At 66.2% G+C, this 25,268-nt stretch carries 26 protein-coding genes; 5 read left to right on the top strand and 21 right to left on the bottom strand.

The genetic code is table 11. The features are described from left to right. Positions 1 to 109: 109 nt before the first annotated feature. From TK90_RS03330 to TK90_RS03305, 6 genes are all read right to left on the bottom strand, one after another. A complete protein-coding gene (locus TK90_RS03330; protein WP_012982076.1) occupies positions 110 to 466 on the bottom strand; it encodes a DsrE family protein in 357 nt (118 codons plus the stop codon). Between the two features lie 91 nt (positions 467 to 557). Next, complete coding sequence (locus tag TK90_RS03325; RefSeq protein WP_012982075.1) at positions 558 to 800, bottom strand: hypothetical protein; 243 nt, start codon at positions 798 to 800, stop codon at positions 558 to 560. Between the two features lie 10 nt (positions 801 to 810). Next, a complete protein-coding gene (locus tag TK90_RS03320) occupies positions 811 to 1,497 on the bottom strand; it encodes a TIGR04282 family arsenosugar biosynthesis glycosyltransferase (protein ID WP_026296494.1) in 687 nt (228 codons plus the stop codon). After that, positions 1,490 to 2,194 carry a TIGR04283 family arsenosugar biosynthesis glycosyltransferase gene (locus TK90_RS03315; protein ID WP_012982073.1) on the bottom strand — a complete coding sequence of 235 codons (705 nt, stop codon included), beginning with the start codon at positions 2,192 to 2,194 and terminating at the stop codon, positions 1,490 to 1,492. The genes TK90_RS03320 and TK90_RS03315 overlap by 8 nt, the downstream gene beginning before the upstream one ends. Positions 2,195 to 2,208: 14 nt before the next feature. Next, positions 2,209 to 2,901: a TVP38/TMEM64 family protein gene (locus TK90_RS03310; RefSeq protein WP_012982072.1), complete on the bottom strand. Its 693-nt coding sequence runs from the start codon at positions 2,899 to 2,901 to the stop codon at positions 2,209 to 2,211. A 6-nt stretch (positions 2,902 to 2,907) separates the two neighbouring features. Then, on the bottom strand, positions 2,908 to 4,272 hold the full coding sequence (locus TK90_RS03305) for a replication-associated recombination protein A (protein WP_012982071.1): 1,365 nt from the start codon (positions 4,270 to 4,272) through the stop codon (positions 2,908 to 2,910). 133 nt (positions 4,273 to 4,405) lie between these two features. On the opposite strand from TK90_RS03305, the gene TK90_RS03300 reads away from it, so the two are divergent. The 4 genes from TK90_RS03300 (at position 4,406) to TK90_RS03285 (ending at position 9,094) form a co-directional block, all read left to right on the top strand. Next, positions 4,406 to 5,641, top strand: coding sequence for a GTPase family protein (locus tag TK90_RS03300; protein WP_012982070.1), 1,236 nt, complete (start codon positions 4,406 to 4,408; stop codon positions 5,639 to 5,641). Continuing rightward, the gene (locus TK90_RS03295; protein WP_012982069.1) at positions 5,638 to 7,176 is read left to right on the top strand and encodes a GTPase family protein; all 1,539 of its coding nucleotides are present in this window, start codon (positions 5,638 to 5,640) and stop codon (positions 7,174 to 7,176) included. Before TK90_RS03300 ends, TK90_RS03295 begins: the two co-directional genes overlap by 4 nt. Next, on the top strand, positions 7,177 to 8,403 hold the full coding sequence (locus TK90_RS03290) for an MFS transporter (protein WP_012982068.1): 1,227 nt from the start codon (positions 7,177 to 7,179) through the stop codon (positions 8,401 to 8,403). 130 nt (positions 8,404 to 8,533) lie between these two features. Next, positions 8,534 to 9,094: an SRPBCC family protein gene (locus TK90_RS03285; RefSeq protein ID WP_012982067.1), complete on the top strand. Its 561-nt coding sequence runs from the start codon at positions 8,534 to 8,536 to the stop codon at positions 9,092 to 9,094. Between the two features lie 12 nt (positions 9,095 to 9,106). Here TK90_RS03285 and TK90_RS03280 read toward each other — a convergent pair whose 3' ends face one another. From TK90_RS03280 to TK90_RS03270, 3 genes are read right to left on the bottom strand one after another with little or no spacing between them, the layout of a single operon-like run. Further along, positions 9,107 to 10,327 (bottom strand): acetoin utilization protein AcuC, encoded by a 1,221-nt coding sequence (locus tag TK90_RS03280; protein WP_012982066.1) that lies wholly within the window; start codon positions 10,325 to 10,327, stop codon positions 9,107 to 9,109. Next, positions 10,324 to 12,882 carry a nitric oxide reductase activation protein NorD gene (locus TK90_RS03275; protein WP_012982065.1) on the bottom strand — a complete coding sequence of 853 codons (2,559 nt, stop codon included), beginning with the start codon at positions 12,880 to 12,882 and terminating at the stop codon, positions 10,324 to 10,326. Before TK90_RS03275 ends, TK90_RS03280 begins: the two co-directional genes overlap by 4 nt. Continuing rightward, a complete protein-coding gene (locus tag TK90_RS03270; RefSeq protein ID WP_012982064.1) occupies positions 12,879 to 13,739 on the bottom strand; it encodes a CbbQ/NirQ/NorQ/GpvN family protein in 861 nt (286 codons plus the stop codon). The genes TK90_RS03275 and TK90_RS03270 overlap by 4 nt, the downstream gene beginning before the upstream one ends. A gap of 245 nt (positions 13,740 to 13,984) precedes the next feature. On the opposite strand from TK90_RS03270, the gene TK90_RS03265 reads away from it, so the two are divergent. Then, complete coding sequence (locus TK90_RS03265) at positions 13,985 to 14,302, top strand: hypothetical protein (RefSeq protein WP_012982063.1); 318 nt, start codon at positions 13,985 to 13,987, stop codon at positions 14,300 to 14,302. A 90-nt stretch (positions 14,303 to 14,392) separates the two neighbouring features. On the opposite strand, the gene TK90_RS03260 is transcribed toward TK90_RS03265, so the two are convergent. From TK90_RS03260 to TK90_RS03205, 12 genes are all read right to left on the bottom strand, one after another. Next, positions 14,393 to 14,779: a hypothetical protein gene (locus TK90_RS03260; RefSeq protein WP_012982062.1), complete on the bottom strand. Its 387-nt coding sequence runs from the start codon at positions 14,777 to 14,779 to the stop codon at positions 14,393 to 14,395. A 54-nt stretch (positions 14,780 to 14,833) separates the two neighbouring features. Next, complete coding sequence (locus TK90_RS03255; RefSeq protein ID WP_012982061.1) at positions 14,834 to 15,880, bottom strand: lipoate--protein ligase family protein; 1,047 nt, start codon at positions 15,878 to 15,880, stop codon at positions 14,834 to 14,836. Positions 15,881 to 15,883: 3 nt separating this feature from the next. Further along, positions 15,884 to 16,303, bottom strand: a complete 420-nt coding sequence (locus TK90_RS03250; protein ID WP_012982060.1) for a hypothetical protein — start codon at positions 16,301 to 16,303, stop codon at positions 15,884 to 15,886. Positions 16,304 to 16,445: 142 nt separating this feature from the next. Further along, a complete protein-coding gene (locus TK90_RS03245) occupies positions 16,446 to 17,417 on the bottom strand; it encodes a hypothetical protein (protein ID WP_012982059.1) in 972 nt (323 codons plus the stop codon). Positions 17,418 to 17,626: 209 nt separating this feature from the next. Next, a complete protein-coding gene (locus TK90_RS03240) occupies positions 17,627 to 18,943 on the bottom strand; it encodes an OmpP1/FadL family transporter (RefSeq protein WP_012982058.1) in 1,317 nt (438 codons plus the stop codon). Between the two features lie 250 nt (positions 18,944 to 19,193). Beyond that, positions 19,194 to 20,366: a radical SAM protein gene (locus tag TK90_RS03235; protein WP_012982057.1), complete on the bottom strand. Its 1,173-nt coding sequence runs from the start codon at positions 20,364 to 20,366 to the stop codon at positions 19,194 to 19,196. Positions 20,367 to 20,416: 50 nt separating this feature from the next. Beyond that, positions 20,417 to 21,499, bottom strand: coding sequence for an NAD(P)/FAD-dependent oxidoreductase (locus TK90_RS03230; protein ID WP_012982056.1), 1,083 nt, complete (start codon positions 21,497 to 21,499; stop codon positions 20,417 to 20,419). Positions 21,500 to 21,536: 37 nt separating this feature from the next. Then, a complete protein-coding gene (locus TK90_RS03225) occupies positions 21,537 to 22,628 on the bottom strand; it encodes a biotin/lipoate A/B protein ligase family protein (protein ID WP_012982055.1) in 1,092 nt (363 codons plus the stop codon). After that, on the bottom strand, positions 22,621 to 23,799 hold the full coding sequence (locus TK90_RS03220) for a radical SAM protein (protein WP_012982054.1): 1,179 nt from the start codon (positions 23,797 to 23,799) through the stop codon (positions 22,621 to 22,623). The genes TK90_RS03225 and TK90_RS03220 overlap by 8 nt, the downstream gene beginning before the upstream one ends. A 77-nt stretch (positions 23,800 to 23,876) precedes the next feature. Then, a complete protein-coding gene (locus tag TK90_RS03215) occupies positions 23,877 to 24,314 on the bottom strand; it encodes a glycine cleavage system protein H (protein ID WP_012982053.1) in 438 nt (145 codons plus the stop codon). A gap of 37 nt (positions 24,315 to 24,351) precedes the next feature. Next, positions 24,352 to 24,759, bottom strand: coding sequence for a DsrE family protein (locus tag TK90_RS03210; RefSeq protein WP_012982052.1), 408 nt, complete (start codon positions 24,757 to 24,759; stop codon positions 24,352 to 24,354). Positions 24,760 to 24,767: 8 nt separating this feature from the next. After that, on the bottom strand, positions 24,768 to 25,214 hold the full coding sequence (locus TK90_RS03205) for a glycine cleavage system protein H (protein ID WP_012982051.1): 447 nt from the start codon (positions 25,212 to 25,214) through the stop codon (positions 24,768 to 24,770). Between the last annotated feature and the right edge of the window lie 54 nt (positions 25,215 to 25,268).

The following is a 25,268-nucleotide window of genomic DNA, read 5'->3' as shown; positions in this document are numbered from 1 at the left end:
CACTCCCGGAACAAACAAGCATGCGATGTGCCAGTTCGAGGGGCTGACACAGGAGACACGGGCAAAACGGGCGGGGGATCACACCCCACCCGCGGACCGGCCCGCTCGATCAGAAGCTCATGGAGCGGTCGAAATCGGCAACGGCCTGGACGTACTGACCCATGCCGGCCATCTCGGCGTTCGGCAGGAAGTTGTGCTCGCCGACGTCGCGGCCCTTGGCGCAGGCCTCGCAGGCCCAGAACGGGACGCCTTCCTCGACCAGCGAATCCACGATGTCCTTCATCGCCGGCATGTTGTGGCCGACGATCTTGTCGTAGACATTCCGGTTGGCGATGTTCACGGCCTCGCCCTGCAGCCAGACGGTCACGTCATGGCCCTGCTGCTTGGCCACGTTCGCGGCAATCATGCCGAGAGTGGCGCGGGTCGGGTCGTCAGTACCGGCGGTAACAGCAACAATAAAACGCATGGGACTCTCCTTGGTCACGTCAAAGTGGCAGGCACCGTAGCGACCCAAGTCGGGACCGTCGAGTTCCCACAAGCCTCAAGGAGACGCCGAGTCAGGAAGCGCCTTTCGACGTAATGCTCATGCGATAGAGCTTGAAGGCCATCAGCAGCCAGGGAATGGCGTGCATGATCAGGTCGAGGATATCGATCGGACGGGTCAGCTCGCCCTGGAAGAGCCAGCGGATCTTCTCGACGATGTGCGGTTCGGGGACATAGGGCGACAGCCCCAGGGTGGCCACGAACAGTGCAAACAACCACAGTGGGGAACGGTCGACCCAGGCAACAAAGGCTTTCATGGCGCGCATCCTACCCGAAGCCTGGGCCGACTTGCGACTGCTCTGGGATCGGGGACTCTCGAGGTGCCCCAATGCCACGCAGGAGCACCGGCGGACAGTGCACCAGGTCCTCCGGTCGGTCGATGTCCGCCCGCGCTTCCAGCTCCGCCCAGACAAGACCCTGCGCCTGGGCCCGCTCACGGGTCTGTTCCAGCACCCGATCGCTGCCCCACTCGACGGCCTCGAACAGCCCGGGGACGGGCCGCGCGGCGGCCAGCAGCACATAGCCACCATCCAGCGCCGGGATCAGTGCCACATCCGCCCCTTCAGCCAGCGCCTTACGTGCAGCGACCAGGTCCCCGACACCCAGCGTCGGGGCATCGGACCCCATCACCAGTGCCGGAAACGGCCCCACCTCCAGTGCATGGCGCATGCGGGCCCCGAGGTCATCACCCACCTGGCTGTGCAGGGAACAGCCAAAGCGTTCCGCACAACGCTCGAGGAACGGATGATCGGTATCCGGGGTGCACCACAGCTCCACATGGTCCGGTGCCACCTGACGGGCCACGTCCAGCGCGTGCTCCAGCAGCCGTTCGTGCAGCCGTGCGGCGCCCTTGGCACCCAGCGCGGGAATCAGCCGCGTCTTGGTCCGGCCCGGCTCGGGCGCGCGGGCAAAGACCAGCACGCGCGGCGCATCCGTCGGCCGACGTTCAGGCATCACCACGATAAAGTCGCGCCAGCCCGTCCGGGTTTGCACCCAGCCAGTAGGCCAGGCGCAACCGCCACATCAGCCAGATCGTGCGCCAAGCGCCCTGCCGCTCCCAGCGCCGGGACGACGTGACCAGCCACGTGCGCAGGCACCTTGGGCGCCCCACCGATCGCTTCAGCCGCCGCGAGAGCTCGATGTCCTCCATCAGCGGCTGGTCCGGCCAGCCGCCTACGGCATCGAACGCCGAGCGTGTAATGAATATGCCCTGATCCCCGGTCGCGATCCCGCTCAGACGCGAGCGCAGGTTCATCATCGCGGCGATCAGCGCGAATATTCCGCGACCGCCCGACAGGCGGACGTCGAAACGTCCCCAGGCGCGATCGTCCCGGGCCACCGCGTCGCGCAGGGCATGCACCGCCACCCCGGCTCCGTCCGGAAACGTGGTGTCGGCATGCAGAAACCAGAGCGCCTCGCCTCGGGCGCGCTCGGCGCCGGCATTCATCTGCCGTGCGCGCCCCGGGGCGCTGGACAGCACACTCACACCGCATTGCCCTGCCTGCTGGACAGTCCCGTCCGTGCTCCCGCCGTCGACCACGATCACCTCGCAGTCGAGGATCTCGCCCAGGGTATCCAGCAAGGGCGGGAGAGATTCGGCTTCGTTCAGTACCGGGATGATCACGGACAGGAAGGGTGACTCCCGCGACATGGTTGCTACGGGACTCAGGCTGGCGACTGGACGGCTTTCTGCCCCTGCCAGATCCGGCGCAACAGCCGAGGCAGCAACAGCAGCAGGGCCAGCACGGCGAGAATCGCCAGCCCCAGCTGGACCCGGTTGTCCGTATCACCCGCCACCATCTCGCGCGTAGCGTGGCCCAGCCAGGCATAGGCGAACAGGCTGGGGATCAATGCGACCAGGGTCGTGATCGTGAACACGGTCAGCGGCATACGCACCAGGCCCAGGGCGTAGTTGGTCGGGGCGAACGGGAAGACCGGCACCAGCCGTGTCAGTGCGACCACGCGCCAGCCCTCGGCCTCCACATCCTCGCGCAGCCGTGCGCTGCGCGGACCCAGACGCGGTTCCAGCCAGGGTTGCAGCAGGGTGCGCGCCAGCATGAACGCGATAATCGCAGCGATGGTCGCCGCCAGCAGGCTCAGGGCCCCGCCGGTGAACGGCCCGAACAGCGCCCCTCCCAGCAGGATCCAGAAGGTGCTGGGCAACGGAAACAGCGCAAGGACGACAAAGGCCAGCACAAACATCATGTAGGCGCCCATCCCCCAGCTGGCGAGCCACGCCTCGACGTCCTGCAGCGGCAGCAGATCAGGCCACTCGGTGGTCAGTGCTACCCAGACCAGCGACCCTGCCAGCAGGACCGCGGCCAACAGCCACCAGCGTTCGGGATGATGTATCTGCATATGTCTCTATTCTTTGCCGTCGCCGCGCAGTCGCTCCAGCCGTTCGGCCAGCGCGCGCTCCGTGCCCTCGCGTTTCGCCCGATAGAAGCGCTGGTCCTCGAGCCCCTCGGGCAGATAGACCTGTCCGCGCGCGAAACCGTCCGGTTCATCATGATCATAGCGATATCCGGCGCCGAACCCCTCCTCGCGCATCAACTCCGTGGGGGCATTGCGAAGATGCAGGGGCACGCCGGGGCTGCCCGTCTCCCGGATGCTGGCGCGGACCTCGTTCAACGCGGTGTAGGCGCTGTTGCTCTTGGGGGCGGCGGCCAGCTCGATCGCCGCCTGGATCAGCGCGAGATCGCCTTCCGGCCGCCCAAGCCGCTCCATCGTCTGCCAGGCCGCCAGCACCCGAGCACCCAGCCCTACGGCCGCCAGCCCGATGTCCTCGTAGGCCATGCGCAGCAGGCGCCGGCCGAGATAATCCGGGTCACAGCCGGCATCCAGCATGCGCGTCAGCCAGTACACCGCCGCACCAGGATCGGATCCGCGCACCGACTTGTGCAGGGCGGAGATCTGGTCATAGAAGGCATCGCCCTGGCGATCGAAGGCCAGGCTCTGCGCCCCCATCACCGCGCGCAGGGCGTCGGCGGTGATCTCGCCGTCACGTGCCAGATCCGAGGCGGTCTCCAGCCAGTTCAGTGCCCGCCGGGCATCGCCGTCCGCCGCACGGGCCACCCGCTGGCGTTCGGTGGGCTCCAGCCGCAGCCCGCGCCCCCCGAGTCCGCGCTCGGGATCGCTCAGCGCCCGGTCAATCAGCGCCTCGATCGCCTCGGCGCCGACGGACTCCATGCGATAGACACGCGCCCGCGACAGCAACGCACTGTTGAGCGCAAATGAGGGGTTCTCGGTCGTGGCCCCCACGAAGGTCAGTGTCCCGTCCTCGATGTGCGGCAGCAGGGCATCCTGCTGCCCCTTGTTGAAGCGATGGATCTCGTCGATGAACAGCAGCGTGCCGACCCCGTTGCGTCGCCGGGCCTTGGCCGCGTCCACCACCGCGCGCACGTCCTTGACCCCGGCCAGCACCGCCGACAGCGTCACCAGACGCTGTGCCCCGGCCGCCGCCACCAGGCGGGCCAGCGTGGTCTTGCCGCAACCCGGCGGGCCCCACAGGATCATCGACGGGGTCTGCCCCTGCTCGATCGCCTGGCGCAGGGCGGCATCCGGGCCGACCAGGTGATCCTGGCCCACCATCTCGTCCAGCCGCGCCGGGCGCATGCGCTCGGCCAGCGGTGCATTCGGGTCCGGGCCCTGTGCGGCCGGTTCGGGCTCGGGGGGCAGTCCACCCGCATCCGGGCCGAACAGGTCGCCTTCGGAGATATCGCTCATCATTTCAGTGTACCGCGCCCGCCGCGAACATTGGCCGAGACATGGCACACTGAGCGGCGGGCTGGCTCACAAGCCCTGCACAGTTGCGCCTTCTTCACTGATGAAAGGTTTCCATGCCGCGAAACGGAATCACAGCATGAAGCTGCCCTGGCAATCCCTGCGCCTGCCGAAGGGCCTCGGCTGGCGCAAAGTCATGCAGGCCGTCCTGCGACCCGAGGCCGAGGCACCCGACGCCGACATCGTGGCCGAGCGAGCGCGCGAGCAGGCCCCCGTGCTGTGGCTGCTGGGCAAGGTGCAGTCCGGCAAGAGCACGCTGGTGCGCGCGATCACCGGCGACTCCGACGTGGCGATCGGGACCGGTTTCAGGAGCTGCACCCGGACGGCACGCGCCTATGACTTCCCGGCCGAAGCGCCGGTGCTGCGCTTTCTGGACACGCGGGGACTGGGCGAGGTCGCCTACGACCCCAGCGAGGATCTCGCCGAGCTCGCGGGCCACGCGCACATGGTGGTCGCCGTGGCGCGCGCGATGGATCTGCAGCAGGAACCCGTGCTGAATGCCCTGCGGGACATTCGCCGCCGGCATCCGAACTGGCCGGTCCTGCTGGTCCAGACCTGCCTGCACGACGGCTATCCCGACGGGCGCGATCATCCGCCCTACGCCGAACTGGACCGCAGCCCCGGGCTGGAGGAACTGGCCCGCGCGCGGCGTACCCAGGCCGAGGCCTTTCGCAACCTGCCCGGGACCGGCCCGGTGCAGGTCGTGCCCGTCGATATCACGCCCGAGGACGAGGGCTTCACCCCGACCCACTACGGCCTGGACGCCCTGCTCGATGCCCTGGAGAAGCTGGCTCCGGAACGCATGGGGGTGATCCTGCAGGGGCTGCGCCAGTCCGCAGGCGGTGATGCCCGTCGGCTGCGCGCCCGATCACACATCCTCGGCTACGCCAGCGTCGCCGCGACCACCGATGCCGTCCCCCTGCTGGGCCTGTTCTCCGTTCCGGCGGTCCAGGGGAAACTGCTGCACAGTCTGGCCAGCATCTACGGGGTCACCTGGGATTCTCGCAGTATGAGCGAGTTCTCCGCGGCGCTCGGTTCCAGCACCCTGCTCGGCCTCGGCCTCAGCCACGGGGCCCGGCAGGTCGGCAAGCTGGTCCCCGTCTACGGTCAGACTGCAGGTGCTGCAGCGGCGGCCGCCACCAGCTTTGCCACCACCTATGCGCTGGGCTATGCCGCACGCCACTACCTGGCCCGGCGACATGACGGGCGCGAGGCCACGGCCGGGGTGGAGCAGGCCTATCGCGACGCCCTGCGCGAGGCCCTGAACCTCGCCCGGCACCGCCAGACCGAGCCCTCGGGGAACGACACGCGATGAAACGCCGCTGGCTCACCCGTCTGCAGGTCACGGGCGTGACCTTCGCTGCGTTCCTGCTGCTGTCGCCCTTTGTGGTGGCCTTCGTCCTGGGTCTGCTCTGGCTCTACGAACACAATGCCCTGCTGATCTGGATCGCCGCGGCCGCCATCGCCGCCGGAAGCGTATGGGGCATGACGCTGTGGGCGCGCCACCGGATCAAGGTCCACACCCGCGAACGGACGACCGAGCCCGTGCGCCCCGCCGATGGCGACTGGGCGCCACTGGAACACGCCGCCTGGGCCGAGGTGATGCGCCTGAGCGAGCAGGCCAGCGGCGAGATCGTCACCGACTACGACCGCCTGCGGGAAGCGGGCGAAGAGACCCTGCGTACCGTGGCCGCGCACTATCACCCGGAACAGGAAGACCCCACCTGGGAGTTCACCGTGCCCGAGGCCCTGCTGCTCAGCGAGCGGGTCAGCGCCCGGCTGCGCAAGATCCTGCTGGAGGAGGTACCGCTGTCGGATCGCCTGCGCATGGGCCAGATCCTGCGCGTCTGGGGCTACCGGCCCATGGTGGCATCGGGGCTGTCCTACGGGCGCACGGCCTACAAGGCCTACCGTATCGCGCGCCTGGCCAATCCCCTCCACGCCCTGGCCGCGGAGCTGCGTGATCGCTTCTTCAACGAGCTCTCCGGCAGCGCACGCGAATACCTGCTGCGACGGGTCGCACGCATCTGGATCGAGGAAGTCGGCCGCGCCGCGATCGAGCTCTACTCCGGCCGCCTGCAGCACGATGCCGACGCCCTGGCCGAGATCGCCGACCAGGAAGCACAGGCGAGCGGCCCCACGGAGGAGGCATTCCCGGGCCGGCCGAAGATACTGGTCGTGGGCCAGCCACAGGCCGGGAAATCCACGCTGGTCAACGCGCTGCTGGGGGAATACCGCGCAGCCACGGACGTGCTGCCGCTGACCGCCGAGCAGGAGGGCTACCTGCTGACCCTCGCGGACGGCCAGGAACTGCTTTTGGTGGACACCCCGGGGCTTGGTGACCGCATGGACGTGGATACCCTGGTTGATGCCGCCCAGACGGCGGATCTGGTGCTATGGGTCGCGCCGGCGCACCAGGCCGACCGCTCCCCGGACCACGAGGCGCTGCAAGCCGTACGGCGCTTCTTTGCAGAGCGCCCGGATCGACGCCAGCCGCCCATTCGCATCGTGGCCAGCCACATCGATCGCCTGTCGCCCGCCCGCGAATGGGAGCCGCCGTATACGCTCGACCCGCCGGAAGAACGGCCCAAGGCGCAGAACATCGCCGCCGCCCGCCAGGCGATCGCCGCGGACTTCGGCCTGCCCGAACAGGAGGTGATTCCCGCCCGGCTCGATGGCGCAACGCCCTACAACATCGACGCCCTGACGGCCGAACTGGAGACGCTGATCCCGGCCATGCAGCAAACCCGCAAGACCCGGCTGCTGCGCCACCCGTCATCCCGAAGCCTGCGCCAGATCTGGCGTCAGACCCGCAAGGGGGCCGGTCGCCTGCTGGGTCGACCGCGCTAGATGACCCTGCGTCCACGCCAGCACCAGGACGCCCCCTCCCTGGACTCCCCGACCGCCTGGCTCGCCTGCGGGCTCTCCCTTGTGGCGCTGTTCGTGGCCTTTGGCATCGCGTACAGCTACGGGGCGTTCTTCTCCTCCATGGCGCAGGAGTTCGGTACACGGCACGGCGGGTCCGCGCTGTTCTTTTCCGCCACCGCTCTGTTGTTCTTCGGCCTGAGCGGTGTGACCGGCCCCCTGTCCGACCGCATCGGCCCAGGGCCGCTGCTCGTTGCGGGTGGCCTGTTCATCGCGGCGGGGCTGGTCGGGACGGCGCGTGCCGGCGAACTCTGGCAGGCCTACCTGGCCTATGGCCTGGGCGTGGGTATCGGGGCGAGCTGCGTATTCGTGCCCGTCGTGGCCGCGGTCGGGCGCTGGTTTGCCCGCAGACGCTCCATGGCCCTGGGCATCGCGGTATCCGGGATCGGGTTGGGCGTACTTGGCTTCGCGCCGCTGTCCGCCTGGCTGATCGAGCTCCACGGCTGGCGCTCGACGTACTATTTCTACGCGCTCGCGGCAGCCGTCATCCTGCCGCTCGCCGGCATCCTGTTTCCACGGCCCGGGCGCGCCCCGGATGGCACCCACGCCACCACCACCCGCTGGGGTGGACGCCGCTTCGCCCAGCTTTATCTGGCGACCTTTCTGCTGAATACGATCCTGTACGTACCGTTCGTCCACCTGCCGCCCGCGGCCGAGGCGGGCGGCATCGATCCGCTGCGCGCGGCGGGCCTGGTCGGGATTATCGGGCTGGCGAGCGTGGTCGGGCGGCTGGCGATCGGCATGCTGGGCGATCGCTATTCCCTGATGCATCTCTATCGCGGGTGCTTCGCCCTGATCACGCTGAGCTTTCTGATCTGGGGCACCGCAGGCAGCTACGCCGCCCTTATGCTGTTCGCGGTGGTACTTGGTTTCGGGTACGGCGGGTACATCGCCCTGACACCGGCGATCCTGGCCCGCCTGTTCGGCCTGTACAGCCTGGGCCGCCTGCTGGGCATGACCTACACCGCCGTGGCCCTCGGCGCCGCGCTGGGTCCGGTCCTCACCGGCCTCGGGGTCGACCTGACAGGCGGCTATCTCATGATCCTGATCGCGCTCCACCTCGTCGGCCTTCTGGCCGTTCTCGCCACCCTGCCGATCCGCGACGAGCCCGTCACGGGGACCACGCATCCCCAGCGCGACAGTGACCCCTGAGGTCTTTGTCTATCATCACAGTCCAACCGCCCGTCGTAGGGCAACCTGAACCCCGGCCGCATCCGGGGATCGAATTCTTCATAAAGCTGCAGCAGCCAGGCCCCGAACCGAAGCCCAGGAGGTACCCGCGATGCGAACGTTGCCCGCCCTCCTCCTGGCTGCCTTGGTCGGCTGGGCCCCCGGTGCCGCACTCGCGGTGGAGGTGGTCGAGCGGCATTTTGATACCGACGGTGACCAGCACGAGCTGGAGGTGACCTTCCGGGTCGAAGTCCCACCCGAGGCCCTGTGGTCATACCTGACCGATTACGAGGCGCTGAACCGTTACTCGGAATCCATCCGCGAGAGCCGGATCGTCTCCCGATCGGATGACGAGGTGGAGGTCGCAAGCGTCGTGCACAGCTGCGTGTTCGTGTTCTGCCGGACCATCCGCAGGCACGAACGGGTGACCGAGTACTACCCCGAACGCATTGATGCCGAGGTCGATCCGGAGCACAGCAATCTGCGTGCAGGCTCGACCCGCTGGGAGCTGCAGCCCGATGCCGGCGGCACGCACCTGACGATCCAGATGCATGTGGAACCGGACTTCTGGGTACCCGGCTTTATCGGCAAGACCCGCATCCAGCGCGCGACCCTGCGAGAGACGACCGAGCTGCTGCGCTACATCGAACGCGACTACCGCGCCAGCCGCTGACGCTCAGGCTCTCTACGAGCAACTGAACAACGGGTGCCCTGCCAGCAGCCGTTCAAGGCGATTGCGCAGTTCGTCGCGCACCGGACCGGCGCGATCCGCATCGAGACGGGAGGTAAAGAGGGACTCGTACCATTCCTCTTCTTCGTCCATGTCCCAGTCAACCTCGCGCAGCAGGGCCTGGCCGGCCTCCGGGATCGCAGCGGGGAGCTCGCGACCGGTCAGCAGGGCCCAGACCCCGGTCCAGCAGCGTGCCAGCGCCAGCGGGTGATAGCCGCCACCGCCCAGGACCAGCAGCCTCGGTGTGCCGTCGGCGTGCCGCGGGCTGGTCTCGATCACGTCGTCGACGCAGGCGAGGAAGCACTGGGTGGAGATGCCGAACTTGCCGAGCGGGTCCGGCAGCAGCGCATCGGTACCGGCCTGAACGACGACCGCATCCGGCTGCCAGCGGGTGCGCACGGCCTCCCAGACGGCCGCGAAGGCGGCGCGAAACTCGCTGTCGTTGGTCTCCTTGGGCAGCGGCAGGTTCACGGCGTTGCCAAGCGGTCCGGTGTCCTCGATGCGCCCGCCCTCGAAGGGGTAGCCGTACTCGGTGTCCATGTGCAGGGAGACGGTGAGCACGTCCGGGTCGTCGCTGAACGCGGCCTCGACCCCGTCGCCATGGTGGGCGTCGATATCCAGATAGAGCACGCGCTGCCCGGCCTGACGCAGGCGCAGGATCGCCAGCGCCGGGTCGTTGAAGTAGCAGAATCCACGGGCCTGGTCGGGGGCGGCGTGGTGCATGCCACCGGCCGGGTTGAAGGCCATGCGCCCGTCCAGCACCACCTCGGCGCCCTGGATGGAGCCCCAGGTGGCGGTCGCCGGGGTCGCGAAGAACCCGGCGAAGAACGGGTTCTCGAAGTTGCCGATGTTGTGGCGGTCGCGGTAGCGCTGGAAGACCTTGCCCAGCGCCTCGGCGCGCTGCATCGCGGCCACGTACTCGCGGGTGTGGAACCACTCGAGCTCGGCCGGCTGTGCCTTGCGCGATACGGCCATCTCCTGCGGCGTGATCGCGTCATAGGCCTCGATCAGGTCGATGGTCAGCGAGACGCGCGGGATCCCGAGCGGGTGGTTGTCGCCGTAGCTGTGCCCGCGATAGCGCGGGGCATGCAGCAGCGTGGCATGTCGGCGGGCCGGCTCCGGGTGCCGGTCCGCGGCCCCGGTGGAGGCATCGATGGCTTCGGGGGTGGCACTCACTGGCGCAGCCTCAGATAGATCTCGGGCAGACGGCGCGGCAGCTCGTCCACGTGGTCGATGATGGTGTAGTGACCGGGACCGAAGATCGCCGGCAGGTATTCCGAACCGGACGGGTCCAGGGTGATGCAGAACGGGTGCACGCCGGCGTCCACCGCCTCCTTCATCGCCATGCGCGTGTCCTCGTGCAGGTAGCGCTGGTCACCGCCGTCGTCGTAGTCGGCCGGGCGGCCGTCGGACAGGATCAGCAGCAGCCGGCGCTGGGCCGAACAGCGCTTGAATGCCTCCAGCGAGTGGCGGATGCCCGCGCCCATACGCGAGGCCAGGCGCCCGGAGACCCCGGCGATGCGGGCGCGGACGGTGTCGTTCAGGTCCTCGTTGAAATCCTTCAGCCAGTAGTAGTTGACCTGGTCGCGCTGCTTGGAGGCGAAGCCGGAGATCGCGTAGGGATCGCCGACCTTCTCGATCGCCTCGGCGAACAGCATCATCCCCTCGCGCACGCGGTCGACGATCTTGCCCTGCCCGCCCGGGTGACGCGCCATGATCGAGGTAGACATGTCCGCCAGCATCATGACGCCGGTATCGCGGTGCTGCACCGCACGGCGGCGGTAGATGAAGGCCTTCGGCGACAGCCCCGCCTTCTTGTCGGCGATGAAGTCGATCACCGCCTCGGTGTCGAGCTCGTCGCCGTCCATCTGCTTGCGCTGCGGCGCCAGGCGCATCGGGCGCTGCATCTCCAGGCCGCGGGTCAGGCGCTTCAGGGTGTCGGCGTTCTCCGACAGGATCGTGGCCGCCAGCTCCGGGTTTTCGTCGTCCAGCACGCGCTCGTAGAGATTCACCCAGTCGGAGATATAGCGCTGCTCGCGGTAGTCCCACTCGGGATACGGGATGCCGTCCTTCTTCGGGGTGTAGGGAGCGGCGCGCTTGGCCACCTGGGCCGGCTGCGGGATACCCGTGCCGATGCGCCCGCCGGTGCCAGAGGTCTCCTGCTGCGGGGTCTGGATGTCGGCGTCCGGGTCTTTCTGCGCCTGCTCCGGGGCCTGCTGCGGCTGCTCTTCCTGCTTCTCGCGCTCGAACTTGTGTTCGTCGTGCGCCTCGTGGTCGCGGAAGTCGGCCAGGCTGCCGTCGCGTTTGCGCTGCGGATACACCGGCAGCGACTGGTTCAGCGACAGCCCGGGCAGATAGGCCTCGGCGCGCTCCTCGATGGTGATCTCGGGGAAGGCCTCGTCGGCGAACAGCTCCTCGCCGATGGCCCAGGCGGTGACCACATCCGCGTCCGGCTCCAGCACGCGCGCCAGACGCGGGTCCTGCGCCTCGTCGCGCAGCAGGGCCTGGTGGGCCTTCAGCGCGAAATCGAAGTAGACGCCGGCCGCGCCCTCCGGGCGCTCATGGTCCTCGGCCAGCGCCACCAGGCGCGGCAGGAAGTTCGGGATGCGCGGGGCCAGGCGCGCGTTCACGCGCAGGTCCTCGGCCAGGTCGAACAGCACCTGGAAGCGGAACATGCGCGCCTCGAATGGCGCGAACAGCGGGCGCCAGGTGATGCGCGAGCGGTCATCCAGCGGCGGGTGCTCGACCCCGGCACGCTCGAACAGCCGCTCGACATCGGACTGCGCATACGTATCGAAGGCCAGATGCGCGGCCGCGTGCTGGGTGGCGACGATCGCCTCCTCGCGCGAGTCCATCACCGCCGGCATAAACAGCCGCCGGCCGTCGGTCTCGAGCATCGGGCGGCCCTCGCCCGGCTTCCAGCTGGAATCGGCCAGCGGGATATCGGCATCCAGCCAGGCCAGCAGCACCAGGCGCAGGAAGCGCCCGTGCATGCGCGGGCGAAAGCCCGGCAGCGCCTCCAGGAGCAGCTTCAGGCTCTCGTCGCTCTCCAGGCGAAAATAGGCCTCACCGCGCGAGCGCCCGGCCTTCAGCAGGTCCGCTCCGCGCCGGGCCCAGGACAGCAGGCCCTGGTCGCCGACCAGGTTGCGGGCGATCGGGGCACCCTCAAGATAGGCATCCAGGGTCAGGCCGCGTTCGTCGAACAGCGTCTCGGCCGGCTCGATCAGCGCGCGCAGGCCCTCGATACCTCGGCCGGCGGAGAGCTTGTCGAACGGCGTCTCGAAATAGGCGCGGGCATCGGGCAGGCTGCGTTCGCACCAGCGCAGGCCGATCTCGGCCCAATCGCGCTCGCCGGCCTCGCCCCAGGCGTCATACACGCGATCAGCCTGGGCCATGAAGCCCTCCAGCGCATCGGCCGAGTTGACCCACTGCTTGAACTGCGCGGCCTGCTCCAGCCACAGGTCCACCGTCTGCATATGCTCCGCGAGCCGCGCGGAATTGCGCATGAAGCTCTTGCCGGCCTCGCGGTCGTGGAAGAACAGCTCGCGTACGGTCTCGATCCAGCGCCGCGCGGTGGCGGCACCGAACGCGCGGATGGCCGGGAGGGCTTCCTTGGTGTCGCGGTGGGCGACGAAGCTGATGTCCTCGAGATGCTGGAGGACCTCCTCGATCTCGACGAGATCTTCGGCTTCCGTGTTCGCCCCGCCGCTGTTGCGGGCCTGGTCGCTCACGCGGCTTCGGACTCGGGGAAGTGGGCGTCGAAGATCTCTTCCAGCGCCTGGATCAGCTCGGGGTCATCGGTGATCGGGGCGATCATCGCGGCGCGGCAGGCCACGCGCGGGCTCAGACCCGCCTGCATCAGCTCGCCGGCATAGGCGAGCGCCCGGGTGGAGGTCGCCTCTTCCAGTCCGTGGTCCTTCAGGGCCCGCGCCTTGCGCCCGGCAGCCACCAGCTTCTCGACGCGATCGGCATCCAGGCCGCCGGATTCCTTGGCCACGATCTCGCGCTCGACATCCTCGGCCGGATAGTCGAAGTGGATACCGACAAAGCGCTGCTTGGTCGAGGGCTTCAGGTCCTTCAGCACCGTTTGGTAGCCGGGGTTGTAGGAGATCACCAGCATGAAGTCCTCGTGCGCATCGATGATCTGGGACTTCTTGTCCAGCGGCAGCTGGCGACGGTGGTCGGTCAGCGGGTGAATGACCACGGTGGTGTCGGTACGCGCCTCGACGATCTCGTCGAGGTAGCAGATCGCGCCCTCCTTGACCGAACGGGTCAGCGGGCCGTCCTGCCAGACGGTTTCCTCGCCCTCCAGCAGGAAGCGGCCGACCAGGTCCGAGCTGGTCAGGTCCTCGTGGCAGGATACGGTGACCAGCGGCTGGCCGAGGGTGTGCGCGACATGTTCCAGGAAGCGGGTCTTGCCGCAGCCGGTCGGGCCCTTGAGCATCACCGGCAGGCGCTTCGAGTACGCGGCCTGAAAGATCTCGATCTCGTCGCCCTGGGCCTTGTAGAACGGGGCATCACCCGCGTCACCGGGCTTCTCAATCACGTCGCGTTCCACGCCGCGGATACGGTTAATCAGGTTCTTCATGGGGTCTCCGATGCCGACCGCGGGGGCCGGGACTGGTGTATGCGCGGGAGCGGCGTTACCCTCCGCCGGGCTGGCGGCATGCCCCGTGGCATCCCGTCGTGTTCCCGCAGGCTTTGTTGTATCATTGGCTGTTTATATTCTATCGAACCTGCGCACTTCCATGAACCAAACGCCCTTCCCGGTACGGGATCGGGCAGGTGAAGGCGCCCGCAACTCGGATTCAGCGCGTCAATAGAGGACCCGGTATGAAACTTGTCAAACTCGTCAAGCTGAACAACCTGCAGTACAACCCGAATCGCGATCCGGAAGTCTACCGGCGCCCGATCAACGAGGAATTCCGGGTGCAGGCCCTGCTGAACGGCTCCGGCACCGCCCAGTGCAAGTTCTCGGTGGAAGGCGAGGCCCTGTGCGAGAGCAGCGTGTCCCTGCCGGGCACCTTCGACTGCAAATTCAGCTTTGATACCGCCGGCACCCGCGTGGGCGACCTGGTGATCGAGGCCAACGGCGAGACCTACCACGAGAAGATCCGCATCGACGTGCTGGAGCACGCCTGGATCGGCTAAGGCCGTGCGATGCCCCGCGATCCGCATCATGCGGATCCGCGAATCAAAAAGGCCCCGTGGCTAACGCCCGGGGCCTTTTTGATGGGGCGCTCAGCCCCAGTCGTACATGCGGATGAACTCGGGGAGCTTTTCGACCATCTCCTCGCGATTGAAGAAGCGATCGGCCCGCGCCAGGCGCATCTCGTCGCGGATGTCCTGGTCCCCGCCAAAACAGAACACGGGCAGGTTTATCTGATACTCCATGCGCAGGATGCGGATTACGTCCAGCGGGTCGAACACCTCGATCTCGTCCAGATCCAGCAGCAGGAAGCGGTAGAGCAGCACCTCGTTCCAGGCGCCCAATTCTTCCAGATCGGTCACCGGGTGCAGATGCCAGTCATCCGGCAATGCGGTGCGAATCTGCTCGATCATCGCCTGATCCTGGCTCATCAGGATCAGGCGTTTCTCCAGCCGGCGCTGAATGGTCGGTTCGGACATCGGTTCGCCTCGTAAAGCTTTTTGGGGAAGTATCCAGCGGCGTGCAAAGCAGGATCAGGCGGCGGCGATCCCTCGGTAGAGACCGTCGATGCGCGCGCTGACCTCGTCGACGATCACCGCGTCGAGCTGGCCGTTCAGGCGCGAGCGCACACGCAGGCGCTCCGGCGACTCGCCCACCAGGGTCTCGCGCAGCACGCGATCCACGCTCGGGTCCTCGCACCAAATGCGTGCAATGTGTGTCCCGGCGATATGCAAGCGCAGGCGGCCACAGTGGCCGCGCGTCTCGAAGACATGGTTCTCCCGATTCACACGGATACCGTCGCGCACGGCCGGCCCGCCCTGGCTGTCGGCCAGGTCGGCGAGTTCCTCGCGCCCGGCCGCCAGCCACTCGTCCCATTCTGCGGAACTCGGACGGTAACACCGCGCGGGGGTACTGAAGCGGCGCTCCAGCACCTCGCTCAGGGCCGCCTCCAGACGTTCCGGCGTCGGCGCCGCCTCGGGGCACTGCTCCGCACAATCGGTCATGCCCTCTTCCAGTGCCGGGCGCAGCCATTCGCGGTAGCCGTCGCTTGGGGCATTTACACACGATAGAAAGCGTTCCACCGGGAAGCGGCGCAGGAAGCTAGCGCCGAACACACAACCCTCGTTCAGCGTGGCCGCACCAGTACCCATGATCTTGCGCCCCTGAACCCAGACGTCCTGACCGCGCGCCTCGACGCCTTCCAGCCCCAGCTCGCGCAGCACATCCATCGCGATGCCCAGCCCCAGCGCGAACAGGTGGCGATGGCCACGGGCGAGGACCTGGCGGGGCTGAATCAGGAAGAAACAGGCCTGGTCGGCATCCACCCAGACGGAGCCGCCCCCGAGCGGGCGGCGCACGACCGGCACGCTATTGGCCTTGCAGGCGACCAGGTCCAGATCCATGGCCGGGTCCTGGCTGGCGCCCACGGAGATGTGCGCCTCTCGCGAATGCACCCACAGCACGCGCAACGGCGATTCCGGCGGCGTGCTGCTCGCCAGACCGGTATAGAGGGCGTGGAGTTCTTCCGCGGAGCGGGCCCCGGCATCAATCCATTCCGGGGTGACCGTGGATGCGACCAAGGATCAGTCCTCGGGTTTGTCCTGCTCGGACGGGGCCTCGTCGTCCTTGCCGGGCTTGTAGAAGTAGCGGAAGTAGAAGTCGCTGCGCGAGAGGTCCTCGTACAGCTTGGCACGTTCCTCGACACCCCCGCGCATGATCTCGACCATGGCCATGGCCTGCTCGCCGTCGATGATGTGGATCCCGCCGGTCAGCTCCTGATCGGTGTTCAGGAAATGCGCGGCCAGCTCTTCCGGCTCCTGGATATACACCAGGAACGACTGGCAATCGGGGTCCTCGAGATCCAGGGGCTGCATCACGATCTTGCCCAGCCAGGCCAGGCGCGCGACCTGGTTGAACTGGTGAATATCGAGCTTCTTGCCCTTCTTGTACTTGTTGAGTTCGTTACGGATCTCGCCGATGTTGGCGATCTTCATCGATTTCATGGGGCGTGCGTCCTGCCGCGAATGAACCGGGAGCATAAACAAGTCCAGCCCCCGGCCGTAAAAAAACCCCGGCGGACCGGGGTTCTTGAGTGGAACCCGGGGCTATTGCCCGGGCCCGTTCGCCATCCCTGGCGTTGTGTTTCTACCAGTCGAAACCGTCGTCTTCGGGCTCCTCAAAGCCGGCCACCTCGCGCAGCGTCTCTTCCAGCGCCCCGGGCACGCGACGCAGCTGCATGAAGCTGTGGTCGCCAAGCATGCGCAGGTCCGGCCAGTGCAATGCCGCCCGGAAACGCATGTGCAACGCCTCGATATCGCCCCCCTCCACCAGGATCTCGTACGGCACGTAGGCGGTGTGGCGCCGTTCACGCACGTCGATCGTTTCCAGCGTGTTGAGGTCCGTGGCCTCGGACTCGGCCCCATCATCGGCGCGGATCGCGACACCGATCAGCGTGGCGTCCGTACCGGGGATATCCAGCCGATAGATCTCCGATACCCCGGCACGACGTTCATCCAGCCCGCGATCGAGTTCGGCCAGGGCCGCATCGCGCGAGGTATGGCTGCCCAGGTCGTACGGGGCATTGAAACGCTCCATGCCGAAGGTGTAACGGTAGCGCTGTAGCTCCCGCGGCGTCATGCCGTCTTCCGAGCCAAAGTGCTGCTCGTCGCCCAGCACATCGGCCAGCCGCGTGCTGACATCGCTCACGGAGGCGTCGATACGATAGGCATGCCGGAAGTACTCGAGGTTATTGTAGCTGACCTGCACCTCGCCGTTGGTCGCGGTCAGGGCTACCCGGATGGGTGCGATGTACGCCGCCCGATCCTGGGAGCCCGCCACGGCCAACAGGTCATCGTGGGTCACCACGATCACATGCCGGCCGTCACTGACCGGATACTCGCCCAGGGTCTGGAACTCGGCTTCTTCCAGACGCTCGCGGACGGCCTCCGCTTCACTGCGTACATCGGAGCCGGACGTGGTGTAGGCCAGTACCAGCGGCCGATAGACATCGTCCGCCACTGCCGTGGCGGCCGTGCCCAGGGTCAACAGACACGCGCCGAAAAACGCGAGAACGGCAGGCACGCGAATGCCTCCGCGCAATGCGTGGATTGCTCGCATGGGATCCTCCTTTGGATTTTGCTGGTTCGAGCACAGGCTCGATCAGTATGCCTTCCGACGAAAGGGCCCGGCCCCACCCCCCGATGGGTCCCGGTGTCCGACACCGTCCGCCTTCCCTGGCGGTACCGGCCCCTCCAGGGCCGGCAGCTCATCCCGAAGCCCGCGCCGGGCACCAGTGCGGCCGACAATGGCCGGCCGGGCCCAACCGATCAGAAGCGGTACGCGTACCCGATCTCGAGCTCGTACTGGCGCATTTCGATCTCGATATCCTGACCCGCCATACCCGTAATATCCTGACCACGCACACGTTGAGTCGGCGCATACATCGCCGCGAAGTTGATCTCGTGCTGGCCGAACTCGCGGGTGAAACCGGCAGTGAAGTGATCGGTCATTACGGCCGGAGCCAGGATGTTCAACATCACATCTTCAGAACTGATCGGGTTTTCGCCACGGTTATAACCGACCCGCCAGGTCCAGCCGTTGCCCCCATCGATCTGGGCACCGAACTTGAAGATGTTCACGTCGTCCCAGCCAAATCCGGGACCACCATCAGCCCCAAACTGAGCCTGATTGGTACTAGGATTCGCAATCGCATCAATCTCCGAGTATCGAATCTTCTGATAATCGGCAGAGAGTGTCACACGGGGACTAACATCCACCGAGAAGCCGAGGCCATAGGTCGATGGGATATCGAACTCACCTCCGTTGGCGAACAAACCCGAGTAACGATCGAAGTCACCGGCACGGATCTTCGAACGATAACTCGCACCCACGCGCGCCCCTTCCGCTAGCTCGGCCTGAAAGCCAATCTGGGCCCCGTATCCCCAGCTCGAATCAGTACGACCGCTGGTAACGTTACCGGGATCTGCGGACATCATTTCGTTATCGAACGCATCCAGGCCCTCGGCGCTAAAACGCTGATAGCTGATAATCGGGCTGAACCCAACGCTCACGCGACCATCGGCGAACTTCTGGGCATAGGTGGGAATGATAGCAAGCTGCTCGAGGTTCACGCCGGCAGTGCCGCCACAAAAGGCTCCACCCTGGTTCCCTTGGCCCATCATTGCGCATTGCTCGCGACCGTAAGCCGGGTAATCCGTATTCATGCCCCCGTTCCCAAGCAATGCGAGCCCCCAGGAACGGTTTTCATCGATCTGCTGGACGAATGCCAGAGAAGGGATAAAGAAGTTCTCACTGTCACTATCCACGCTACCTGGATTCACAGCTGGGGCACCCGCTACAACCGCGGCCGGGTTGCTGGGCATGCCGGCCTCGAATGATCGTTCCGGGCGGAAGTAGGTGAGCGAGCCATCAATGCGGGATTCCATGCCGGCGATACCGGCGGGGTTGATTCCGGGCGCGTAGGCGTCCTGGGAGATGGCCATGCCGACCCCACCCATGCCCTTGGCCTTGGTGCCATAGCCGTGCGCGAAATAGCCGTTGGTGGCATTGGCGACGCCGGCGCTGCCCATTGCAAGGCCGACCGCGACCGTCACCAGACTGCGGCGAATGATGCGTGCTTCCATGTTGTTCTCCTTTGGTGGTCTTCTTGTTGTATGGCCCGGCACCTCCGGCTACCTGCGGCCCCCTTGTCTGCCGCCGGTCCGGTTATGTGGTGCAGTGACCGCTCGCGGGTGGACGACCCATCCCCCCGGGAGTTCTTTCGGCGGGGCCCCTGAAATATCCCCGCTCGAAACCTGAATATTCAAAACGTCTAATCAACCCCCCTGACGCGCGAAAGCCCCGGAGACCGGGGCTTTCAGACTACATCGAGTTTTATGCGGACTTCTCGTCCTCAGCCTCGTCGGCGTCAAAGTCGAAGGTGCCGACATCCTCCCCGGCCATTTGCCGCTGGACGAACCCGACGTCCGTCGAGTTGAGGGCGAACGGGAAGGAAAGGATGTCCGTCGGGCTGGAGTCGCCGTAGGGGCGGTTACAGGCCGATACTTCCTCGTCCGACTTGCCGGGGCAGCCGGAGGTCTGGAACGGTTTGCCTGAAGCGATCAGCTCGTCGACCTCGGACTGCGGCAGACCGAAGTCCACCACCTGGCCGTCGGCGTTGAACTTCATGTCGTCGATGCGGCCACCGGCGTAGTCGATCACGAAGCGGCCCAGCTGCACACGGCGCCACTGGTCGCGCGGGACCGGGTTCCAGTCTTCCATCAGCGAGCCCTCTTCCGGGAAGAAGGCAAACATGTGGTTGTGCCCGCCCAGGTCGCGGATGCGCTGGCAGACCTGCAGGATCTCTTCCTCGGTCTCGCCCATGCCGCAGATCAGGTGGGCACCGAACTTCTCCGGGCCAAATATTTCGGCGGCCCATTCGATGGCCTGCCAGTACTTGTCCCAGCTATGCGGGCTTTCGACGGACTTGCCACGTGTGCGCTCGAAGATCTCCGGGGTCACCGCGTCCAGCGCGACGGTGAAGATGTCCGCGCCCTTGTCGCGCAGGAGCTGGAGATCTTCATAGCTCATGGTAGTCGGGTTGGACAGGATCGACACCGGGATGTGGTTGACCTCGGCGACCCAGCGCTCCAGTAGCTCGACGGTATCGGCGTCGGAGTTCGGGTGCGTGATCATGGAGATGCACATGCGCTCGAACTGGCCGCCGTCGGCGTGGTTCTTGACGCGCTCGATCACCTCGTCGTACTTGGCGGTCGGCCAGTCGACGCGGATGAAGTTGCGGTCGGCGTAGTCACGCGACTCCTCGCGGTGGCGCGCCAGGCCGCAGTAGGAGCAGTTCGCGCGACAGCCTTCCGGATACGTGACCAGCAGGTTCAGGCAGTGGGTGCAGGCGGTACGGTGCATGGTGCCCGGCACCAGGCCCAGCGTGATCGCGGCCGCCGTGGACATCTGCACGTACTCCGGCGAACGCATGTCCGGGGTCTTGATGTGATAGTCGGGCCGATAAAAGTTGATCGGCGCGACCATCTCCTCTGCACTTGCACTCATGGAATTCCTCCAGCGTTGTTCACCGGGTGCGGGGCACCCGCCAACCGGGCCTACGCGGCCTGGTCACCATCGTTGAAATACTCGGAAAAAGCAATCCATCCGCGGCGCTGCGTGGCGTCTTCCTGCGCCCGCGGCGTCCGCCAGTGTTCATTCAGGAACGCGCGGCGCTTGCAGGCGCGCTCCAGGGCCGGACCGTACTGATCGCGCATGTCCTCATCGTAATCGTCAAAGGCCTCGGCGTCACCCTCGAGATGGCCAATCGCGGCCTCCCCTGCCGCCTCGCCCGACACCACCGCCGCGGCAATCCCGGCCCCGGTGATTGGATGGGTAAACCCACCGGCATCGCCCACGAACAGGACATCGCCCTGGTACAGCGAGTCGCGCAGGCCACCGACCGGGATCGCGCCGCCTGTGCGGTGACGGATCTCCTCGCCCAGCAGCCCCTGCTCGACGAGCTGGACATGCAAGGATTCCAGCGGGGTCTTCATATCGTTGTCGATGCGCTTGTCCGCGCCCAGTCCCAGGTTCGCCCACTCCCCCTTGGGGAACAGCCAGGCGTATCCACCCGGGTAATCGTCCGACAGCCAGACATCGGTCGCGGTATACGGCTTTTTCAGCGGCACCGTGTACTGCCGCGTCTGTACGACCGGCAACGCGGGCAGGCCCAGGGACTCGGCCACCGGGGAATGCGGGCCATCGGCGGCGATCAGCACACGGTACTCGACCCTGTGCTCCTGTCCCTGGTGCTTCACGGTCGCCACATGCCGCTCGGCATCCACACGTTGCAGCGGGGTCGAAGTCACCAGCTGCGCGCCATTGGCCTGCGCGGCCTGGATGATCGCCCGGTCGAATTCCCCACGATCCACCATCAGGCCGGGGAAATCGGAATGCTCCACGGTGCCGGAGGGCAGGAAGCTCTGCATCGAGTCGATGCGCTGCAGCAAGACCCCCTCCGCCCGGGCATAGGCGCCCATCGGGTTCGGGATGAACTCGGCACACTGTACCGGCTCGCCGAAGGCCTTGTTACGCTCGACCGCCAGGACCGACAGGCCGGCCGCCGCGCATACACGCGCCGCCGAGGCACCGCCCGGCCCCAGACCGACGACCAAGACATCGACCTTCTCGGGGAGCATTACTGCTGCCTCCCGGCAAGCACCGCGCAAAGGGCCTTCATCCCGCTGATTCCTCGGTCTCGGCCATGGCCAGAGCCGACTGAATCGCCGCGATCACGTCATCGACCGTCAACTGCAGCATCTCGACGTCGCGTTCGGCAAAGAAAGCCCGCACGCGCTCTTCCATCTCGGCCTGCGGCGTGTCGCGCAGGGCCGCTTCCAGATCGGCGATGGTACGCGCAGGCTTCACGAAGATGTCGCCCGTCAGCCAGAGCTGCTTCAGACGCTTGCGCTCCGGGTCCAGGGCCACACCGACGCGCATCAGACCGCCGTCAGACTTGAAGATGCTTTCGAACATCGGGGCATCGGTGGCCGGGCGGTTGCGCTGGTACACCCATTCTTCGGTGTCGATCTCGGCCAGGGCCTGTTCGAAGGACTTCTGCTCCTCGGGCAGCAGATCCGATGGGGCCAGCTCGACCGCAAACTCTTCCGCGAAGGCCTCGGCAATCGCATCCTTCACATGGTCCAGATTGGGTCGTTCGCCCAGCAGGGTCGCCAGGTTGACCACGCGATCGCGGGCCGACTCGATCGCCTTGTTGGAGAGCTTCTCGGCCGGAATCCGCAGAATGCGCAACATGTCCTCGACATCGAACTCGATCAGCAGCGTGCCCTGATACATGATCGAGTCGCCGTCGAATGCGCCACCCGTGCCGGAGATCTTGCGGCCTTCGACCTCGATGTCGTTGCGCGGGCGGAACTGCGCGTCGACGCCCAGCGTGCGAATCCCGGCGGCCGCGGCATTGCAGATGCGCGCGGCGATCTGCCCCATGTCGGCCGTACCGAGGAAGCGCTTGTCGAGGTACAGCTCCCAGCCGAGCTGGGTGGAATCAAAGTAGATCGCGCCGCCGCCGGTAATCCGGCGCTGAATCGCGATACCGTGTTCCTTGCAGTACTCGGTGTTGATCTCCTGGTCCACGTTCTGGTGAAAGCCCACCAGCGCGCAGGGCTCGAACTGCAGGAAACGCAGGGTGTGCGGCGATACGCCTTCCTGGTGGCACTCGAGCAGGGCCCGGTTGAAGGCCATGTTCTCCGCCGCCGGCCGCAGCCCGGTGTCCAGGACGCGCAGCGTCTTCTGATCGCGTTCAGACATGGCAGCCGCCTCCGGCTGCGACATTGCCCTCGGTCACGATGCGGATGCCACCCAGGCCCTGGCGCGCCTTGCGTTCCTGCTCGCGACGCCGGGCCTCCTCGGCCACGATCGTATCCAGGTCGATCTCGACACCGCTCTCGACCGCCGTACCGTCCGCCATCACCTCGTCGCCCACCGCGATCGAGCAACAGGCCGGTGTCACGCGGACCTTCTTGCCCAGGCGCGCGGCGAGTTCGACCACGCCCTCCGCCGGGTGCGCAATCCCGGACAGGCCGGCCATCACCGCATAGCTGTCGATCTGGCTCTTGGCCTCGCCCGGTGGACGCGCGCAACCGAGCAGCAGCGGGGTATCACCCAGGCGCTCGCGGGCGTCGTGGAAGAAGCGCCCGACCGCATGCACGTCCGGGGTCTCGAAGGGGCGACTGGCCGGGGCGTAAAACGGCATCACGACCACCAGCACCACGGCATCGGGCAGGTGGCGCGCAAGCATCTCCAGCGCGTTCCACTCACCCAGCAGCTTGCCGTAGTGCAGTCCGATCACGATGTGCGGGACCACCTTCATATTGGTGTTCACCAGGCTCTCGAGGGTCTGCTCGAAGTCCTCCACGCTGCGGCGCAGATGGTAGACCTGCGTGATCGTGTCCTGGGCACCGATCACGTCCATCATCGCTGCGTCGATGCCGGCCTGCTCCATCGACGTCGCGATGTTGTCATCGACCAGCGCCGTGTGCAGCGCAATGCGAAATTCGGGGAATTCGTCCTTGATGCGACGAATCGTGGAGTAGTACGGGTCGTACTCAACCTCGTTACGGTGGTTCGAGCCACCGGTCAGGAGCATGCCCTGGGCACCGGACTCGATCACGTTGTTCACCTGAGCCCAGAGGTCCTCCGGCGTACGCACCGGGATCATCGGGTCCAGGATCTTCGCCTTGCAATGGTCACAGGCGAGTTTGCAGTCGCCACCGGTGATCGACATCGCCGGCCAGGCGCTCTTGCCGCAGTCCGCCAGTTCGCTGGACTGGTACGACTTGAACGTCGGGGTATAGAAATGCACCGATCCTGGATCGGAGCCCCGCTGAACGCTGTGCTGAAGGTCATTCACCAACGCCGCATCGACAGCGATGTCTTCCAGGGGTTCCACCCGCTGGATCACCTCGTTCCAGGTCGTCATCAGCTTGCTCCGGATACCACAGAATCAAAAAAGGCCGCCGAACACTGGGGAACGGCGGCCCGAGGCTCGGTAGGGGCTTAGCAGCCGCCGAAACCGTCCGCTTCCATCTTGGCCTCGAACGCCGCCAGGGCGTCGGAGCCGGTCTTCAGGTCGCCAACTTCGCCGTCCCAGTCTTCCGGCTTCAGCTTGATCAGCCAGCCTTCACCGTAGGGGTCTTCGTTGATCAGACCCGGGTTGGCCGCGACCTTGTCGTTGGTTTCGGTCACTTCACCGGTCACCGGGGTCTTCGCCGGACCCACCCACTTGCCGGATTCGACGGTGGTGCAGGACTTGTCCTTCTTGACGGTCTTGCCGACTTTCTTGGGGGTGTAGGACACGATGGTGCCGGCCAGCGAGCACGCGTAGGAGGTCAGGCCCACGGTCGCGGTGCCGTCGCTTTCCTTGCGCACCCACACGTTGTTTTCAACGTTGTACATCAGATCTTCCGGAATATCACAACCCCGTACTGCGCCCATGTTTTCCTCCAAGCGTGAAAGTAATAATGCGGGAAAATTAAAACGTTATCGTTTTATCGCTACGCAGAATCAGGTCCGCCAGCTCGCTCGCCCGATTCACTTCATCGACCTCGTCGATGAGATCCGAAGACGCGTCGATTCTATACCCCGGCAAAGCGGGCTGGCAAACGTGCAGGCGCACGCCTGCGCGTTTTGCGTCCTGGATAAAATCCTTGATCAGCTTGCCATCTTCCATGGCTCGCAGGTCGTCGGCTACCCCCTTCTCCATCAGGCGAACGCCCTCCATGGTGAAGAAGATATAGACGTCTACATCCATCGAGGCCATCACCGCCCCAAGATAGAACGGCGTCGCACAACGATGCGGCGTCGACGGACCCGAGGTCATGATGATCACGACCGTCTGCTCGTCGTTGTCCAGATAGTAATCGTTGCCCAGTTCAGCCATCGTTCTCTCTATCGCAGCTTGCGCTGACACTCGATGTCTTCATCTTTGGCGCGCTTGCAGTAGCCTTCTTCAGCCTTGTCGCCGGTCAGAAACTGCTCCAGCGCCGCGTCGACACCGTCGGTGGCTTCGACGCGCGCAATCCATGCATTATAGGGATCCGAGTTCAGCAGCACCGGGTTTTCCAGCACTTCCTCGTTGCCCTCCACGATCTTGCAGTCGATGAAGTTCGGGATCGGTCCGGCCCATTTCCCGCTCTCGATCGTGGCGACCGGCTTCCCGGGCGGACGACGGGTACCCGGGCGACGCACTCGTACGTGAATGATCTTTCCCGCGATAGTCTGCGAAAGGTCGGTCATCCCCACGGTCAGGGTGTCGTCATCCTCGCGGCGCAGCCAGATCTGAAACTCGTCGTCGTAGAACAGTTCGGGATGAAACTCGCAACCGTTGCAGTCCATGTTTCGCCTCGTTCCTGGCATCGACACAAAAAACGGGCGCCTGGCGCCCGTTTT

The organism is Thioalkalivibrio sp. K90mix (genome assembly GCF_000025545.1).
Lineage (GTDB): Bacteria > Pseudomonadota > Gammaproteobacteria > Ectothiorhodospirales > Ectothiorhodospiraceae > Thioalkalivibrio.
The sequence above is the reverse complement of the archived record's forward strand: the minus strand, read 5'-3'. Positions and strand labels throughout refer to the sequence as shown.